Source organism: Cupriavidus sp. U2, from assembly GCF_009663685.2.
Taxonomy (GTDB): domain Bacteria; phylum Pseudomonadota; class Gammaproteobacteria; order Burkholderiales; family Burkholderiaceae; genus Cupriavidus; species Cupriavidus necator_C.
This window is the reverse complement of sequence record NZ_RCOG02000003.1, coordinates 21,259-35,943: the sequence shown is the minus strand read 5'-3', so window position 1 is coordinate 35,943 and position 14,685 is coordinate 21,259. Positions and strand designations below refer to the sequence as shown.

15 protein-coding genes are annotated in these 14,685 nt (G+C 65.2%); 5 read left to right on the top strand and 10 right to left on the bottom strand.

All coding sequences use genetic code 11. The annotated features are described in order from the left end of the window. Together D9X30_RS04735 and D9X30_RS04730 are read right to left on the bottom strand one after the other, a co-directional pair. The gene (locus tag D9X30_RS04735) at positions 1-645 is read right to left on the bottom strand and encodes a response regulator (RefSeq protein ID WP_153949237.1); all 645 of its coding nucleotides are present in this window, start codon (positions 643-645) and stop codon (positions 1-3) included. Between the two features lie 340 nt (positions 646-985). After that, complete coding sequence (locus D9X30_RS04730) at positions 986-1,921, bottom strand: hypothetical protein (protein ID WP_194946574.1); 936 nt, start codon at positions 1,919-1,921, stop codon at positions 986-988. Between the two features lie 393 nt (positions 1,922-2,314). Here D9X30_RS04730 and D9X30_RS04725 point away from each other — a divergent pair, with 393 nt between their 5' ends. After that, positions 2,315-2,566, top strand: coding sequence for a hypothetical protein (locus D9X30_RS04725; RefSeq protein ID WP_153949238.1), 252 nt, complete (start codon positions 2,315-2,317; stop codon positions 2,564-2,566). Between the two features lie 47 nt (positions 2,567-2,613). On the opposite strand, the gene D9X30_RS04720 is transcribed toward D9X30_RS04725, so the two are convergent. The 5 genes from D9X30_RS04720 to D9X30_RS04700 form a co-directional block, all read right to left on the bottom strand. Beyond that, entirely contained in the window at positions 2,614-3,057 is a 444-nt protein-coding gene (locus D9X30_RS04720) for a BLUF domain-containing protein (protein WP_153949239.1), read from the bottom strand. Between the two features lie 27 nt (positions 3,058-3,084). Beyond that, complete coding sequence (gene folE / locus D9X30_RS04715) at positions 3,085-3,807, bottom strand: GTP cyclohydrolase I (protein ID WP_153949240.1); 723 nt, start codon at positions 3,805-3,807, stop codon at positions 3,085-3,087. Positions 3,808-3,884: 77 nt separating this feature from the next. Continuing rightward, positions 3,885-5,144, bottom strand: a complete 1,260-nt coding sequence (locus D9X30_RS04710) for an arsenic transporter (protein WP_153949241.1) — start codon at positions 5,142-5,144, stop codon at positions 3,885-3,887. Between the two features lie 71 nt (positions 5,145-5,215). Further along, positions 5,216-7,279, bottom strand: a complete 2,064-nt coding sequence (locus D9X30_RS04705) for a penicillin-binding protein 1A (RefSeq protein ID WP_502799611.1) — start codon at positions 7,277-7,279, stop codon at positions 5,216-5,218. A gap of 10 nt (positions 7,280-7,289) precedes the next feature. Further along, positions 7,290-8,201, bottom strand: coding sequence for an alpha/beta hydrolase (locus tag D9X30_RS04700; protein ID WP_153949243.1), 912 nt, complete (start codon positions 8,199-8,201; stop codon positions 7,290-7,292). A 168-nt stretch (positions 8,202-8,369) separates the two neighbouring features. On the opposite strand from D9X30_RS04700, the gene D9X30_RS04695 reads away from it, so the two are divergent. Then, on the top strand, positions 8,370-8,603 hold the full coding sequence (locus D9X30_RS04695; RefSeq protein ID WP_153949244.1) for a hypothetical protein: 234 nt from the start codon (positions 8,370-8,372) through the stop codon (positions 8,601-8,603). Positions 8,604-8,661: 58 nt separating this feature from the next. On the opposite strand, the gene bglX is transcribed toward D9X30_RS04695, so the two are convergent. Beyond that, positions 8,662-10,980, bottom strand: a complete 2,319-nt coding sequence (bglX, locus tag D9X30_RS04690; protein ID WP_228771022.1) for a beta-glucosidase BglX — start codon at positions 10,978-10,980, stop codon at positions 8,662-8,664. Positions 10,981-11,276: 296 nt separating this feature from the next. On the opposite strand from bglX, the gene D9X30_RS04685 reads away from it, so the two are divergent. Continuing rightward, positions 11,277-12,833, top strand: coding sequence for a glucan biosynthesis protein G (locus D9X30_RS04685; protein ID WP_153949271.1), 1,557 nt, complete (start codon positions 11,277-11,279; stop codon positions 12,831-12,833). Positions 12,834-12,884: 51 nt separating this feature from the next. On the opposite strand, the gene D9X30_RS04680 is transcribed toward D9X30_RS04685, so the two are convergent. Further along, entirely contained in the window at positions 12,885-13,124 is a 240-nt protein-coding gene (locus D9X30_RS04680) for a DUF3820 family protein (protein ID WP_153949246.1), read from the bottom strand. Between the two features lie 230 nt (positions 13,125-13,354). On the opposite strand from D9X30_RS04680, the gene D9X30_RS04675 reads away from it, so the two are divergent. Continuing rightward, positions 13,355-13,582: a nicotinamide mononucleotide transporter gene (locus D9X30_RS04675; RefSeq protein WP_228771016.1), complete on the top strand. Its 228-nt coding sequence runs from the start codon at positions 13,355-13,357 to the stop codon at positions 13,580-13,582. A 92-nt stretch (positions 13,583-13,674) separates the two neighbouring features. Further along, positions 13,675-13,824, top strand: a complete 150-nt coding sequence (locus D9X30_RS04670; protein ID WP_153949248.1) for a hypothetical protein — start codon at positions 13,675-13,677, stop codon at positions 13,822-13,824. Positions 13,825-13,862: 38 nt separating this feature from the next. Here the strand turns inward: D9X30_RS04670 and D9X30_RS04665 are convergent, their stop codons facing one another. Further along, entirely contained in the window at positions 13,863-14,651 is a 789-nt protein-coding gene (locus D9X30_RS04665) for an NAD(P)H-dependent oxidoreductase (protein ID WP_153949249.1), read from the bottom strand. Positions 14,652-14,685 lie beyond the last annotated feature (34 nt).

The window sequence follows — 14,685 nt, the reverse complement described above, 5'->3', positions numbered from 1 at the left end:
TCAGATCAGCCCGTTCTCGTAGGCGTAGCGAATCAGATCCGTATTGGTCTGGACGTTGAGCTTGCGCATGGCCACGGTCTTCTGGCTGGAAATCGTACTGACCGACCGGCCCAGCTTGCTGGCGATCTCGTTGAGCTGGAAGCCCTGCGCATACAGCCGCACCACCTCGAGTTCGCGCAGCGTCAGTTCTGTGGCCGGCGCGGCCGAGGCAACGCTGTCGAGCACGGCGCGGATGGAAGGCGAATAGAAATTGCCGTTGCTGACGGTCACATGGATGCAGGCACGGACGATCTCGTCGAGTTCGTCTTCCTTGCTGACGAACGCGCGGGCGCCAAGCTTCATGGCGCGGATGACAACACCGGGGTTTGTTTGCGCACTGACAATGACAATGCGCGTTTCCGGATAGAGGCGCCCCAGCCTGCGCAGCAGGTTGAAGCCGTCCAGTGACGTATCGCCATGCCCCATGCTGAAGTCGGTGACGGCGACATCCACCGGGTTCTGGGCCAGGGCGCCGACCAGCTCGCTGCCGTTCGTGCATTCACATTTCACCTGGAAGCCCGGTGTGCGCTGCAGGCAGTCGCGCAGGGCCGTGACGACAAGGGGATGGTCGTCAGCCAGAGCGACCCGAATGGTTTTTGCAGGCATGCCTCAAAGTCCTTTTCGCAGACAGATGACGCGTCCAGTAGGAATCGCGACTCGTTTTGGTGCTTTTTCAAGCATAGGAAAAATACTCCATCCGTTCCCGAAAATCACATTTCTATGACAAGACGAATTGCGCATTGTCAGATTTCAATTACATAGAAAATTCTCGTCGGATTTCAGCATTGGAAGACAGGATGGAGGGCAATAACGCGGCGTTTCCAGGCCGCGTTGGCCATGCATGGACGATGTGCCGGTCCGTCGAACCATGCATCGGATCGGTCGCATTTTGGCGCTTGCGGACCGATCAAGAAATAGTCATTCAACTAGATTGTTGGCATGACCATTACGAACGCGTCTCTGACAGTATTTTTACCTGCCTGTCGATGGCGTCGGTAAATGCCCGGTACTGCGGCAGCAGCCTGCTGACGCGTTCGACGAAGCCCGCGCAGCGTTGGGACTGGACCGGTGGCCCCCCTTTCAACAGCATGGCGGCGGGGTGCGACAGCGCCGGGTGTTTCGTCAGGTATTCGGGAAGGTGGTTCGATCCGCGCAAGCGCATCAGCATAAGAAGCTCGACTGGAATCGTCTGCTCGACCGGATGATCGAAATCAAATAGCGAGTGATCGGTATCCAGCCGGCATTGCATGAGGTGACGGTCGGCCAGTTCGAACGCCAGCGGCATGAAGGTCTCGTCGTCGGCCTGCCAGCGTTCGACGATGCGGGCCAGCAGCGCGTCGCTCTTGTGGAAGACGGTTTGCGGAACGCTGACGCCCAGCGCCTGCCCGGCGATGTTCACGATCATCCCGGTCATGCCATTCATCGGGTGCAGTGCCGCCAGGTCGCTGTCGATGCCGAACCAGGCGTCCAGGCAGAAGGTGCCGAGTTCCTTCCAGTCGAGCGCCAGCAGCATGGCGATCTGCTGGGACATGTCGCGCTCGTAGGTCTGTCGGCGTGTCGGGCCGCTCCATTGCTCCTTGTGCAGGGCCAGCGCATGCGTGCCGGACAGCGATTCCACAACGCCCAGCTGCAGTGACAGCCAGTTCGGCGTGGCGCAGGTATCGCCATTGTCCAGGTCGATCGCGCGCCATTGCCTGAGCCGGCCCAGCCAGAATATCGCACGCGCGGCCCGCGGGACGGGAACGGCCGAAGGTGTGGCGGTGAAGGTGGCAAGCGTGTCCCGGTACATGCCATGCAGGGCGTTCGCTTGCGCCTGTGCAGTATGGAAGATGGTCTGACGCCGTTGCTCGTCTTCCGTCTCGTGTGTGGTCTTCTTCCGCATTGTCGTTTCCATAGGGATGGAGATAAGAAGATCGACACTACGAGTCCTTGCGATTACAGTCCATCACTTTTCATTGAAAAATCAGGGAATTGTTCAAGACGATTGCGCGGAAATACACGAGACGAACGAATGATGCGAATGCAAAACAAGATATAGTTTTTTAGTCGAATTACTATTTATCCTGGGTTCTTAAAGTGCATATGGGACGCAAGGCGTAGCCGTCCCGGTGCTTGGGAGAAGTCGTCACGTCGCACATCGCGAGGTGTAACAGGCCCATGTGACGCTGGCGATTCAATACATTCGAAGTGCGCGTGGTCTTTCGCACTGCATCACATACAGCATTGGAAAGTGGCATGCTATGTCCGCGCGCAAATACCCGCGTGGAGGTGTGCCATGACGATGCGTCAATTCGACGAGTTTCCCCCTCAGGAGCGGCAGGAGGTCGAGGCCGTGTTCAGACAGGTCGGTCTCGCCCTGCAGGAATTTGACATTTCCGATGTCAATGGCACGGCGGCACGCCAGGTGACGGTGCGAAGGCAGGCGACCGGCGCCGAAAGCGTCTACGATGCCGGGCCGGGCACGTCATGGGTGGAAGAACTGGAGAGCGACCTGGAGTGCGGGCTGTTCGGGCAATTGTCGGCCTGAGCCCATCTGCCAACGGCGACGCGCATTCACCAGCAGACGCCAAAGGCTCAGCTTCGTCCGCGATCCGGACTGCGTCCGACGATGGAGGCGCCCGCAATCAGTTCCCTGAGCAAGGCCAGCGATGCGGTGCCAGGCATGCGGTATGGGTCCAGTTCGCCCTGTGCCGAATACTTGAGCAGCGTCGCGGCGTTGATTTTTCCGGCATTCACGCGTCCCATCGACCAGCCGGAAAATGCCCGCTCGGCGATCTCCTCGTAGTGCAGCAGGACCACATCGTGATGGCGCTTGTCCTGGCCGATATTGAGGTAAAGCCGGGATACCGCCTCGCGGCTGCCCTCCAGCGCCTGCAGGAAAATGCTGTTGCTGTGGCACAGCACACCGGTAATGCCGTGGCGGGGGTTGTGCGCCAGGCTGGTTTCGAGGATGGCATCCAGCACATCGGCGGCCAGTGGTTCCCTGGCGCGGCTGGTGTAGAGCAGACGAACTAGCATGGGGGCCTCCTGCGGTGGCGGGGCGGATCAGCGGCGGTTCAGGTTCAGCAGCGTCAGGAATTCGCGGCGCAGCTTGTCGTCTTTCAGGAACGAGCCGCGCATCACGCTATTGGTCATCTTGGCGTCGGTGTCGCGCACCCCGCGCCAGTGCATGCAGAAATGCTCGGCTTCCATCACGATGGCCAGGCCATCGGGATTCATCTTTTCCTGGAGCAGGTCCGCCACCTGGGCCACCGCCTCTTCCTGGATCTGCGGGCGGCACATGATCCATTCGGCCAGTCGGGCGTACTTGGACAGGCCGATCAGGTTCGAGTGCCGGTTCGGCATGACCCCCACCCAAAGGCTGCCGATAATCGGGCACAGATGATGTGAGCAGGCGCTTCGCACCCGGATCGGGCCCACGATCATCAGCTCGTTCAGCTGCTCGACGTTCGGGAATTCCGTGACTTCAGGCGCCTTGGCGTACCGTCCGGCAAAGATCTCCTTCAGGTACATCTTGGCGACGCGTCGGGCCGTCTCGCGGGTGTTGTGATCCTGGTCGACGTCGATCACCAGCGTGCGCAGCACGTCTTCCATGCGCGCTTCGACCTCGGCCTGCAGGGCATCGAGTTCGCCGTGCTCCAGAAAGCGCGCGATGTTGTCATTGGCATGAAAACGCTCGCCGGCCTCGGCGATGCGGGCCCGGATCCGGTCGGAAACCGGTGTATTGGCAGGGTGCCTGGCCCCGACGGGGTGATCCTTGTGTGACATGTGCGGCCGCTGGAGATCGGCGGAAAAGGGGCGCGGTGCGCGGTGCTTCACTATAAGCGAAAACGGCCGGCGCGGATTCAGCGCAGGACGGCAAGCGCCGGCAGCAGGGCCAGCGGCATCACGATCGCCCCCGTTTTAAGGAATGTGCCAGCACTGACCGCGTGGCCCTCGCGGCGCAGGGCGGTCAGCCACAGCAGCGTGGCCAGCGATCCGGTGACCGACAGGTTCGGCCCCAGGTCGACGCCAATCAGCACGGCCGCCGTCACGGTCTCCGAGGCGTGGCCGGCGGCCAGCGCCGACGCGGCAAACAGCCCGGCCGGCAGGTTGTTGACGATATTGCTGACGATGCCCACGGCGGCGCCCGCCATGCCGGCGCCGACCACCGCATCGGTGCCCTGGCGCGTGGACAGTTCGCGCACCCAGTCGGCCAATTGCGCCGTGAGGCCGGTCTGCGACAGGCCGGCCACCAGCACGAACAGCCCCGCCACCATCGGCAGCACGCCCCAGGACACCTCGGCCAGCGACGGGCGCAGCAGGCGCGGCTGCGTGGCGCAGACGGCCAGCAGCGTGGCGGCGCCGCCGATGAACGTGGGCCAGCCCAGGTCCATGCCACGCAGCGACGCGGTCAGCAGCGCCGCGCCGGTCAGGACGATGCCTGCCGTGGTCAGCCATGCCTGCAGGGTCAGCGGCGGCGTTTCCACGTCGTCGGCAATGCGCTCGGCCAGCGCGTCGCGCTGGGTCCAGTACAGGGCCACGAACGTCATGACGATGGCCACGGCAGACGGCAGCGAGAACCGCGCCAGCCAGCCCAGCAGCGGCGGCATGCGTTCGCCGAACAGCACGAGGTTGGCCGGGTTCGAGATCGGCAGCACGAAGCTTGCCGCGTTGGCGATGAACGCGCAGGCGTAGAGGTAGGGCAGGGGATGCCGTACGCGTGCCGCGCGCGTGGCGGCCAGCACGGCGGGTGTCAGCACTACCGCCGTGGCGTCGTTCGACATGAAGGCCGTCACGGCGATGCCAAAGCCATAGACCAGCACGAACAGGCGCCGCGCCGACCCTCGGGCGCTGCGCACGGCCAGGGCCGCGACATGGTCGAACAGCCCGGTCTTGCGCGCCAGTTCGGAGATCAGCATCATCCCCGCCAGGAACAGGTAGACGTCGTTGCCGCGTGCCACCGCTTCGAGCGCGTCGCGCCAGGGCAGCAGGCCCGCCACGCAAAGCAGCAGCGCGCCGGCCATGGCCCAGAATGGCTCCGGCAGCCGGAACGGGCGGAACAGCACCCCCAGGGTGGCCAGCATGGCAACGGCCCAGATCAGCGGCGTGGCGTAGGCGGGCATGGTCGGCATCAGAAGGACGGAGTCAAAAGGGGGTGTCAAAAGGGTTGGCGTCAGAGGGATGACACCGACGATCAAAGGGGGGCGCCGCTGGCGCCCGCCGCGCTGGCCGATGCCGGCATGTCCAGCGCGGCGGGCGTCGGGGACGGGGGCATGGGCGCACCCGGCGCGCCGGGTCCGCTGCCATCGGGGGGCAGGTCCGGCACGGCCGGTGGCGGCGGGAAGCCCAGCGACGCCAGGCCGTGCGTGCCGTCGGCGTTTTCGGCGTAGGCCCAGTCGTTGTTGAACTGGGCCAGCTGCGGCGGCGTCGCGAAGCTGGCGTCGGGGACGCCCGCCAGGCGTCCTTCCATATAGGCGGCCCAGATCGGCAGTGCCGTGGTTGCGCCGAACTCGTGGCGGCCCAGCGTGCGGTTGTCGTCGAAGCCCATCCAGGCCACGGTGACCACCTGCCCGCCGTAGCCTGCGAACCAGCCGTCCACCGAATCGTTCGTGGTGCCGGTCTTGCCGGCGACGTCGTCGCGGCGCAGGTAGCGTTTGACGCCGGCGCCCGTGCCTTCGTCCACCACGCTTTGCAGCAGGCTGTTCATGACAAAGGCATTGCGCTCGGAGATCACGCGCGGCGGCTCGCTCGTGTCGGCGGCGAACAGTACACGGCCGTCTCCGTCGGTGATCTTCTCGATCAGGTACGGCTCGACGCGGTGGCCCTGGTTGGCGAACACGCCGTAGGCGGCCGCCAGCCGCAGCGGCGACGTGGTGCCCGTGCCCAGCGCCATCGGCAGATACGGCGGCAGGCGCTTGGTGGCGAAGCCGAACTTGCCGGCGAAATCGATCGCATACGGAATGCCGATGGCCTGCAGCGTGCGGATGGCCGGCAGGTTGCGCGATTCGGCCAGTGCCTGGCGGACCGTGATCGGGCCGACAAAGCGGCCGTCGTCGTTGCCCGGCTGCCAGCGCGGCGAGTTGTCGAGCGGCGCGTCGTTGATCAGCGTGCCCGGGGAGATGCCGCGCTCCAGCGCCGCGGAATAGATGAACGGCTTGAACGTCGACCCCGGCTGGCGCTGCGCCTGCGTGGCGTGGTTGTAGCGGTTCGCGTTGAAGTCGCTGCCGCCGACCATGGCCTCGATGGCGCCGGTGCGGGCGTCCAGCGAGATCAGCGCCGCCTGGGGCAGCGCCGTGGCGACCTTTTCCGCGCCGTGCCGCTTGCCGTAACCCTCGATGCCGGCCTGCACGGCGTCATACGCCAGCGTCTGGTGCATCGACGACACCGTGGTGTAGACGTTGATGCCACGGGTATAGGCCTCGTCGCCGAAACGGTCATGCGCCAGCTGGCGCGCCAGTTCGGCCACGTATTCGGCGTGCCCGTCGAAGCGGCCATTGGCATCGTGATTGACCACGATCTGCGCATTGCGCGCCTCGCGATACTGCTCCTGCGTGATCATGCCCAGCGCCAGCATGCGGCCGAGCACGTACTCCTGGCGGTGCTTGGCGCGGGGCAGGTTGACCACCGGATTCATCGTCGAGGGGGCCTTGGGCAGCCCCGCCAGCATGGCCGTCTCGGCCAGCGACAGTTGCGCCAGCGGCTTGCCGAAGTAGGTCTGCGCGGCGCTGCCGAAGCCGTAGGCGTGTTCCCCCAGGTAGACCTGGTTCATGTAGAGCTCGAGGATGCGCTCCTTGGGTAGCGATCGGTCGATCTCGAAGGCCAGCAGGATTTCATACCACTTGCGCGACAGCGTCTTCTCGCGCGACAGGTAGAAATTGCGGGCCACCTGCATCGTGATGGTGGAAGCGCCCTGGGCGTAGCCTTCGCCAATATTGGCCAGCGCGGCACGTACCAGGCCCGGCACGTCCACGCCGACATGGCTGTAGAACTGGTCGTCCTCGGCGGCCAGCAGCGCATCGGACATCCGCTTCGGCATGCGGTCGATCGGGATGAACTCGCGATGCTCGGTGCCGAATTCGCCGATCTGCACGTTGTCACGGGTGAAGACACGCAGCGGCACCTGGGGGCGATAGTCGCGCAGTGCGTCGACGGACGGCAACTGCCGCAAGCTGACCACGGCGGCAAAACCGGCCAGCAGCACACCGGCAGCGGCCAGGCCAGCGGTCACGGCCGCGGCCTTGACTACGATTCTTTTCATGGCGCGCATTCTACCGTGCTGCGGAAAGCGGCAACGGCACACCGGAATCGGTCATGTCGGCGGGCGGCGCTTTGGCCGCGCGCCGGGGCTCTTCGACTGGCGGAGGTGGTTGATGCGGCACCTGGCGGGCAAATTCGCACAGCGCGAGCCAGGTTTCGGGCAATTCGACGATCGTGTAATGGTCCGCCCCGGCAATGGTCTGCACCGCCACCGGGCCGGGCCACGCGGCCATCAGCCGTTCGGAGCACGCGTGCGGCACCACGTCGTCGCGCTCCGCGAGCAGCACCTTGGTGCTCTGCACGACCTTCTTGCAGTGGGAGATGGAATCGAAGTGATGGCGCATCAGCTGACGCAGCGGCACCAGCGGAAAGCGTTTGCGCACGATCTCCAGCAGCGAATCGTAGGGGGTGATCAGCTGCAGGCTCTCGAAATCCTGCAGGTCGGCCAGCTGGATGGCCACCCCGGTACCCAGCGAGCGGCCTACCACATGCACGCGCACACCCGGAAAGGCGCGGCGGATATGCAGCAGGAACTGGCTCGCATCGGCCACGGCGGCGGCCTCGGACGGCATGCCGTCCGAGTGGCCCAGCCCACGGTAGTCGAAGGTGGCGAAGCCCATGCCGGCGGGCAGCCATTTCATGAACTGCAGCGTTTCCAGGACGTCCTCGCCGCGTCCCGGCAGGTAGAACAGCAGGTCGCGCACGCCTTCGTGGTCGGCGTGGTAGGTGTAGCCCCGGAACAGGCCGCCCGGCACCGGATGCGAATAGGCGTCGATGCCGTCGGGCAGGTCGCGCGGCGGGCGCCGGCGCGCGTCGAACAGCAGGCGCTCCTGGTTGACGGTGAGGTAGGTCCAATAGCAGGCAAAGCCGCCGGCCGTCACAAGGGTGGCGGCCAGTGTCCTGCGCAATAACGACGATGACATGGGGGCGTTGAACGGTGACGTCGGGCGGTGGCGGATGGGGCCACGGACAGTAATGTCCCGTCCAGCCTACCCGAATTTCTGGCAATGCGGCGTTGGACCCGGCAGGATGCCCGCAAGTTCTTGTACGATATGTCGCATATCGACATCAGGGCCACCAGGGGCTGTTGCATGAGTGACGAACAGAAGCGCGCCGAGGAGGCGCAGGTAATGGAGCGCGTGGTCAATGCCACGCGCCAGGTGCAGGTGGCTTTCACCGCGCTGCAAAGCCAGTATCCGCCGGAAGGTGGCGGCAAGCCGTCGAAGCTCGCCTTGCAGACCTTCGATGCCGCGCTGCAGGCGCTGGAAGACGCCCAGGCAGCGTTCGACGCCGTGCTCAACGACCTGCTGGACGGCAACCGATAAGTCTTCCTGCCGATGTCTGACGCCCCGATCCCGTGCGGAGCCGGGGCGTGGATATCGATCATTCGAGCGTGAACTTCGCTTCCTTGACGGCAGCCGAGTCAAAACCCACCTGCACGCTGAACTCGCCCGGTTCGGCCACATATTCGAGCCTGGCGTTGTAGAACTTGAGCTTGTCTTCGCCGATCGGGAAATCGATCACGCGCGATTCGCCCGGTGCCAGCATCACTTTGCGGAAGTCCTTCAGCTCCTTGACCGGCCGCACGGTCGATGCCATCACGTCCTGCAGATACAGTTGCGCGACGGCTTCGCCGGCACGGTCGCCGGTGTTCTTCACGGTCACGCTGGCCGTTAGCTGGCCGTTGCGCGCCAGCCTGGTGCCCGACAGCCGCACGTCGGACATGCTGAACGTGGTATAGCTCAGCCCGTAGCCGAACGGGTAGAGCGGGCCGTATTCCTCTTCGAAGTACTGCGAGGTGTAGTTCGGCGCCTTGCCGGGCGTGAACGGCCGGCCGATCCGCAGCGCGTTGTAGTAGGCGGGAATCTGGCCCAGCGAGCGCGGGAACGTGACCGGCAGCTTGCCCGACGGATTGGCGTCGCCGAACAGCAGGTCGGCGATGGCATGCCCGCCTTCGGTGCCGGGATACCAGGCCTCCAGAATGGCGTCGGCGTTCTCCTTTTCCCAGTGGATCGTCAGCGGCCGGCCATTCATCAGCACCAGCACCAGCGGCTTGCCGGTGCTCTTGAGCGCCTTGAGCAGCGCCAGCTGGCTGCCGGGCAGGCCCAGGCTCGACCGGCTCGATGCCTCGTGCGACATGCCCCGCGTCTCGCCCACGGCCACCACCACCGTGTCCGCACCGCGCGCCACGCGCACGGCTTCCTCGATCATGTCGCCGTCCGGGCGCTTGTCCTGCACCACCTCGGGGTTGTCCCAGTTCAGGAAGTTCAGGTAGCCCACCACGCGCGGGTCGTCGGTGATATTGGCGCCGCGCGCGTACGTCACCTGGCCCTTGCCCGCCAGCGCGTCGCGCATGCCCTGCAGCAGCGTGACCGATTGCTTGTCCACGCCGGCGGCCGACCAGCTGCCCATCATGTCGATCTGCGAATCGGCCAGCGGGCCGATCACGGCCACCGTGCCGGCCTTCTTCAGTGGCAGCGTGCGATTGCGGTTTTCCAGCAGCACCATCGACTTGCGGGCCGCCTCGCGCGCCTCGGCGCGGTGCAGGCGGCTTTCGGCATTGACATCGGGCGGATCGTCGGCAGCGCGGCCGATACGGCGGAACGGGTCCTGGAACAGGCCCATGTCGTACTTGGCGGTCAGCACTTCGCGTACGGCTTCATCGATCAGCGACATCGGCACCGCGCCGGACTTGACCAGCGTCGGCAGCTGCTCCAGGTAGCGCGTATCGGCCATGCTCATGTCCACGCCGGCCTCGATGGCCAGTCGGGCGGCGTCGCGGCCCGTGGTGGCCACGCCATGGCGCAGCAGTTCGTCGATGGCGCCGTGGTCGCTGACGGTCACGCCCTTGAAGCCCCATTCCTTGCGCAGCAGGTCACGCAGCAGCCATTTGTTGGACGTGGCCGGTTGGCCGTTGACAGAGTTCAGCGCGATCATCACGCCGCCGGCGCCCGCGTCCAGGCCGGCGCGGTAGGGCGGCAGATAGTCGTTGTACATGCGCTGCGGGCTCATGTCGACGGTGTTGTAGTCGCGGCCGCCTTCCACGGCGCCGTACAGCGCGAAATGCTTGACGAATGCCATCACGCTGTCCGGATTGGCCGGCGATGTCCCCTGGAAACCCCTCACGCTGGCGCGCGCGCATTGGGATACCAGGAACGGGTCTTCGCCGAAGCCTTCCGACGTGCGGCCCCAGCGCGGGTCGCGCGAGATGTCGACCATCGGCGCGAAGGTGGCGTCCAGGCTGTCCGATGCAGCCTCCAGGCCCGAAATCCGCGCGGCCTTTTCCACCACGGCCATGTCCCAGCTCGACGCCAGGCCCAGGCTGATCGGGAAGACGGTGCGGTGGCCGTGCACCACGTCATAGGCAAAGAAGATCGGAATCTTCATGCGGCTGCGCATGGCCGCTTCCTGCAGCGGGCGGTTGTCCTTGCGCGTGACGGAGTTGAACGTGCCGCCCACGCGTCCAGCCGTGATTTCCTCCATCAGCTTCGGGGCGGGCATCTCTGGCCCGATGCTGATGAGCCGCAACTGGCCGATTTTCTCGTCGAGCGTCATCCGGCCGATCAGGCCGTCGACGAACGCCTGCCGGTCGGTGGCGGGCGGGGTGCCGGCCGATACCGGGGCGGCAGTTTCGGCGGCAGCGGCGCCGGCAAACATGGGCGCGCAGGCAAGGCTGGCGGCAACGGCCAGCGTGGAAAGCATTCGCATTATTCGTTGTCTCTGATGGGCGGACTGGCGGACGCACTGCCGGGATCATCGCCCTGCATGATGCGGGAAGGACGCTTCGCCGGCTGTCGCCACGTGTCTGACAGGCACGTCAGGAGAAATCGGTTATTTTTCTGAACTGCGCCGCAAGTTTACAGCCTTACTGTGCCTAAAATGGCCGGTTTGTGGCCGCTGTGTGGCTTTTTTCCGATGTAAATCCAGGAGGTTGATTGGTGTTTGCCGCTTTCGTCGCCCGCCCCGTCGCGTCGTTTCGTAACAGGTTGCAACTTGCCTTGCCGGGCGCCGCCGTTGCTGCGTGCCTGCTCGGCGCCGCGCCGGCGCACGCCTTTTCGCTCGACGACGTGACCGCCCGCGCGAAGACCCTGGCCGACCGGCCCTATGCAGCGCCGGCCAGCAACCTGCCGCCCGTGTTCGCGCAGATGCAGTTCGGGGACTACATCAAGATCCAGCCGAAGATGGACAACGTGGAATGGAAGGGGCAGGGCACGCCGTTCAAGCTCGGCTTCTACCATCAGGGCATGCATTTCAGCACGCCGGTGCGGATCAACGAGATCGTCGACAGCCGCATCCACGAGATCAAGTACGAACCCAGCCGCTTTGACTTCGGCGATCTGAAGCTGGACAAGGCTGCCACCAACAAGCTGGGGTACGCGGGCTTTCGCGTGCTGTACCCGATCAACCGTGCCGACAAGCTCGACGAAGTGATGAGCGTGCTGGGCGCCAGCTATTTCCGCGTGATCGGCAAGGGGCAGGTGTATGGGCTGTCCGCGCGCGGCCTGGCGATCAATACCGGCCTGTCGGAGCCCGAGGAATTCCCGGCCTTCCGCGAGTTCTGGATCGAGCGCCCGAAGCCCGAGGACAAGCGCCTGGTGTTCTACGCGCTGCTCGATTCGCAGAACGCCACGGGCGCCTATCGGTTCGAACTGCAGCCCGATGCCGATGCGGTGCTGAAGGTGCAGGCGCGCGTGTTCATGCGCGGCGCGGTCAAGAAGGTGGGCATTGCGCCGCTGACCAGCATGTTCCTGTTCGGCCCGCAGCAAATGCGCGATGCCAACAATTTCCGCCCGGCGCTGCATGACTCGAACGGCCTGGCGATCCATACCGGCGACGGCGAATGGCTGTGGCGCCCGCTGAACAACCCGAAGTACGTCGCACTGAGCATGTTCCAGGTGAACAATCCGCGCGGCTTCGGCCTGATGCAGCGCGGCCGCGACTTCGCGTCCTATGAAGATCTGAAGGACCGCTACGACCTGCGCCCCAGCGCGTGGATCGAGCCGCAGGGCGACTGGGGGCGCGGCAAGGTCGAACTGGTGGAAATTCCCACGCCGGACGAAACCAACGACAACATCGTGTCGTTCTGGACGCCCGACCAGCTGCCACCCAAGGACACGCCGATCAAGGCCGACTACACGATCCACTGGACCATGGACGAGCGCGGCATGTTCGCCAAGGACCTGGCGTGGGTCAAACAGACGCTGCGCACGGCCGGCGAGATCACGCAGAAGAACCTGATCCGCCATCTGGACGGCAGCCTGGGCTTCGTGATCGACTTCGAGGGCGGCCCGCTGGCCTCGCTGCCGGCGAATACGCCGGTGCAGGCGCAGTTCAGCGTGGGCGACAACGCCGAGGTCATCGAAAACGTGCTGCAGCCGAATCCGGTGACCAAGGGCTATCGGGTGACGCTGCGCATCAAGGTCAAGGACCCGAACAAGGTGGTGGAAATGCGTGAGGCGCTGGTGGCCAACGGCAAGCCGCTCAGCGAGACCTGGAGCTACCAGATCCCGCCGGGTACCGCCAACCAGCTGACGCCGGCCCAGGCCGTCAAGTAACGGCTGCCGGCACGATCGAAGGCAAAGGGCCAGCCATGCGGCTGGCCCATGTTATTTCCGCGCCCGGCCGGACACGCGCTCGCGCAGCGGCTTCAGCAGGTCGGAGAGGCCGTTGTGGTCAAGCTCGTGCATCAGCGCCAGCAGCCGGCCGATCTCGCCGGGCGGAAAGCCCTCGCGCGCAAACCAGTTCAGGTAGTTACCCGGCAGGTCGGCGATCAGCGTGCCCTTGTGCTTGCCGAAGGGCATCTCGCGCGTGACGAGCAGGAGTAGCGATTCGCTGTCCGGCAGCATGGATCGGTTTCCCGTGGTGAAGAGCGGGCATTGTAGCGCCGCATCTGGCGGCCGCCGCGTAGCACGAATGCCGACATGCGGACATACCGCTTGCGTGATCCCGCCCATTTCCGGTAGTCTCCGTTTTGCATACAAAAAATGAACGCAAACCGGAGACAACCCCCATGGAGCTTGCCGCTCAAATTCCTCAATTGCTGACTGGACTCGAATGGTCGGGGTGCGCCCTGGCCATGAGTGGATCCTTCCTGGTGGCGCTGCACAACCGTGCATCGCGCTGGGGATGGATTGCCTACCTGTGCTCGAACCTGGTGTGGAGCGCCTTTGCGCTGGTCACAGGTACCTATGGCCTGTTTGTCCAGCAGCTTGGCTTTACGGCTACGAGCCTGTACGGGCTGTATCGTCACACACGCCACTACCGCCAGGCGGCGCGTGAGGCACGCGGCGCGCAGGCAGCCTGAGCGGGCAGGACTGGCTGGCCGGCCGGGAGGCGTGAAACTTCCCGGCCCACCCGGACGTCGAAGCCTGCATTGCAACGATTCAGGCTCGGCCCATGCGCGTCATTTTCAGCACCCTCGGCCTATTGCTGCTTCTGGCTGCGGCCCAGGGGTGTACGACCGTTTCCGACACCGGAGAGCGGCGATCGAGCGTGACCACCTACGGCACTGTCGATGCCGGCGTCAGCGTCACCCGGGACCGCTGAGGCCCGGGCCGCCGCCGGGCTCTCCCGATTTCCGCTTCTCAGGCCGCTTGGGACACATGGACGGCATAGCCGGTCTGTCCGGGGGCGATATCGGGCCGTAGCGTCAGTGCCGGTATCTCGTAGGCGCCGCTGTTCTGCGGCCGAAACGCGATGGGCGCGGCCGTGAACAGTTGGTCCAGGCGCTCGCCCAGTGCATCGGTCGTGGCCTGGAAGCGCGCCGCATCCATGCGGCTGGTGCGATAGACCACGAACGGCGGCAGCACGTCGAAGCCCGGGTAGTACAGGATGCCGTGCTGGATCGGGAACAGGATGTCGTCCATCGGCCCATTGATGCCGCGTGGGCCATAGTGCGATTCCCAGCCGCCCGTGGTCACCACCAGCATCGCCCGCTTGCCGGCCAGATTGCCTTCGCCGTAGCGGTCGCCCCAGCGCTCGTCCGAGTGCTCGCCCACGCCGTATGCGAAACCGTAGGCGTACACCCGCTCGACCCAGCCCTTGAGGATGGCCGGCATCGAGAACCACCAGAGCGGGAACTGCAGGATCACGGCATCCGCCCAGCGCAGCTTTTCCTGTTCCGCCGCGATATCGGGACTCTGCACGCCGTTCTCGAAGGCGTGGCGCGAATCGAGCGACGGATGGAAGGGCGCGCCGCCGGGACGCCGCTCCAGCGTATCGCCGGCATCGAGCGGTGCCTTCCACTGCATCGCATAGAGATCCGAAACCTGCACCCGGTGCCCGGCGGCTTCGAGCCGTTGCACCGCGAAATCCCGCAGCGACCCGTTGAGCGACGTGGGCTCGGGGTGGGCGTAAACAATCAGTACGTTCATGACGGCCTTCCATTGATCAGTCGGTGAAGGCAGG

Coding starts and splice junctions, on each gene's coding strand:
- D9X30_RS04725 (WP_153949238.1), top strand. CDS start 2,315: ATGACGATGCGTCAATTCGACGAGTTTCCCCCTCAGGAGCGGCAGGAG.
- D9X30_RS04695 (WP_153949244.1), top strand. CDS start 8,370: ATGAGTGACGAACAGAAGCGCGCCGAGGAGGCGCAGGTAATGGAGCGC.
- D9X30_RS04720 (WP_153949239.1), bottom strand. CDS start 3,057: ATGCTAGTTCGTCTGCTCTACACCAGCCGCGCCAGGGAACCACTGGCC.
- D9X30_RS04670 (WP_153949248.1), top strand. CDS start 13,675: ATGCGCGTCATTTTCAGCACCCTCGGCCTATTGCTGCTTCTGGCTGCG.
- bglX (WP_228771022.1), bottom strand. CDS start 10,980: ATGCTTTCCACGCTGGCCGTTGCCGCCAGCCTTGCCTGCGCGCCCATG.
- D9X30_RS04665 (WP_153949249.1), bottom strand. CDS start 14,651: ATGAACGTACTGATTGTTTACGCCCACCCCGAGCCCACGTCGCTCAAC.
- D9X30_RS04710 (WP_153949241.1), bottom strand. CDS start 5,144: ATGCCCGCCTACGCCACGCCGCTGATCTGGGCCGTTGCCATGCTGGCC.
- D9X30_RS04700 (WP_153949243.1), bottom strand. CDS start 8,201: ATGTCATCGTCGTTATTGCGCAGGACACTGGCCGCCACCCTTGTGACG.
- D9X30_RS04705 (WP_502799611.1), bottom strand. CDS start 7,279: ATGAAAAGAATCGTAGTCAAGGCCGCGGCCGTGACCGCTGGCCTGGCC.
- D9X30_RS04730 (WP_194946574.1), bottom strand. CDS start 1,921: ATGCGGAAGAAGACCACACACGAGACGGAAGACGAGCAACGGCGTCAG.
- D9X30_RS04680 (WP_153949246.1), bottom strand. CDS start 13,124: ATGCTGCCGGACAGCGAATCGCTACTCCTGCTCGTCACGCGCGAGATG.
- D9X30_RS04675 (WP_228771016.1), top strand. CDS start 13,355: ATGAGTGGATCCTTCCTGGTGGCGCTGCACAACCGTGCATCGCGCTGG.
- D9X30_RS04735 (WP_153949237.1), bottom strand. CDS start 645: ATGCCTGCAAAAACCATTCGGGTCGCTCTGGCTGACGACCATCCCCTT.
- folE (WP_153949240.1), bottom strand. CDS start 3,807: ATGTCACACAAGGATCACCCCGTCGGGGCCAGGCACCCTGCCAATACA.